We start from the raw sequence: 1,077 nt of genomic DNA, 5'->3' as shown, positions 1-1,077 counted from the left end.
AGTGGCCAGCCCTGAATCATCGAGTGGGCCGGGCTCGGCGTCGGCGACGGCGGCCTGTACCTCGGGCAGCCTGGCCAGCAGCGCACTCGGGCGTGCCGAGGTGAACGTCCGGGTGAACTGGGCCCAGTCCACGTCAGCGACCGCGAGGAAGTCCTCGCCCTGACCGACCGCCTCAGCCAATGCCTGCACCGCCCGCTGCGGATCCATGCTCCGTACCCCACGCCGCTGCAACTGCTCGGCGTCGGCCTGCTCGGCCATTCCCTCGCCGGCCCACAAGCCCCACGCCACGCTGGTCACTGCCCGTCCCAGGGCACGCTGCTGGGTGGCGTAGGCGTCCAGGAACGCGTTAGCGGCGGCGTATACCCCCTGCCCGCCACTACCCCATACACCGGCGTTCGAGGAGAACAGCACCATCGCATCCAGCGGGTGCTCGGATCCCTCGACCAACAACTCGTGCAGGTTACGGGTACCTGCGACCTTCGCCGCCAAGACTCGGTCTGCCAACTGCGGATCGACGTCATCAATGGCCGCGAGCTGACCGACCCCGGCCGCGTGTACCACCGCATCGATCGGCCCCACCTCGGCCAGGGCCGCGGCCAACCCGTCACGATCTGCCACGTCGCAACCCAGCACGCTCACCCGTACCCGGTCTGCAGCGGTCAGCTCACCGATCAGCTCGACCACGCCCGGCCCGTCCATGCCCCGGCGGGAGATCAACACCACATGCTCTGCACCATGCCTGGCCACCCAGCGAGCCACGTGACCGCCCAGACCACCGGTACCACCGGTGACCAGCACCGTGCCCCGTGGCTTCCACACCCGCGGCGACTCATCCGGCCTGGCATGCACCAACCTGCGCCCATACACGCCACTCGCGCGCACCGCGACCTGGTCCTGGCCGCCCCACCCGGCCAGTACCGCGGCACAACGACGCGCTGTCGCAGCCGCGTCCCGCGACGTGTCAGGCCAGACCGTGGGCAGATCAACCAGACCACCCCAGCGGCGGGGGTACTCCAGCGCCGCGACCAGACCCAAACCCCACGCTTGAGCCTGGACCGGGTCAGCGGGAGCGTCGAA

The 1,077-nt window shown here is 70.1% G+C and carries 1 protein-coding gene; it reads right to left on the bottom strand.

The window, feature by feature from the left end; translation table 11 throughout:
- On the bottom strand, positions 1-798 hold a 798-nt coding region (locus tag AB0G13_RS34780), incomplete at its 3' end, for a beta-ketoacyl reductase (protein WP_357883966.1).
- Positions 799-1,077 lie beyond the last annotated feature (279 nt).

The sequence above is a fragment of the Micromonospora sp. NPDC023633 genome, from assembly GCF_040640035.1.
GTDB lineage: Bacteria > Actinomycetota > Actinomycetes > Mycobacteriales > Micromonosporaceae > Micromonospora.
Note: the sequence above shows the minus strand (reverse complement) of the source record. Positions and strands in the feature narration are given on the sequence as shown.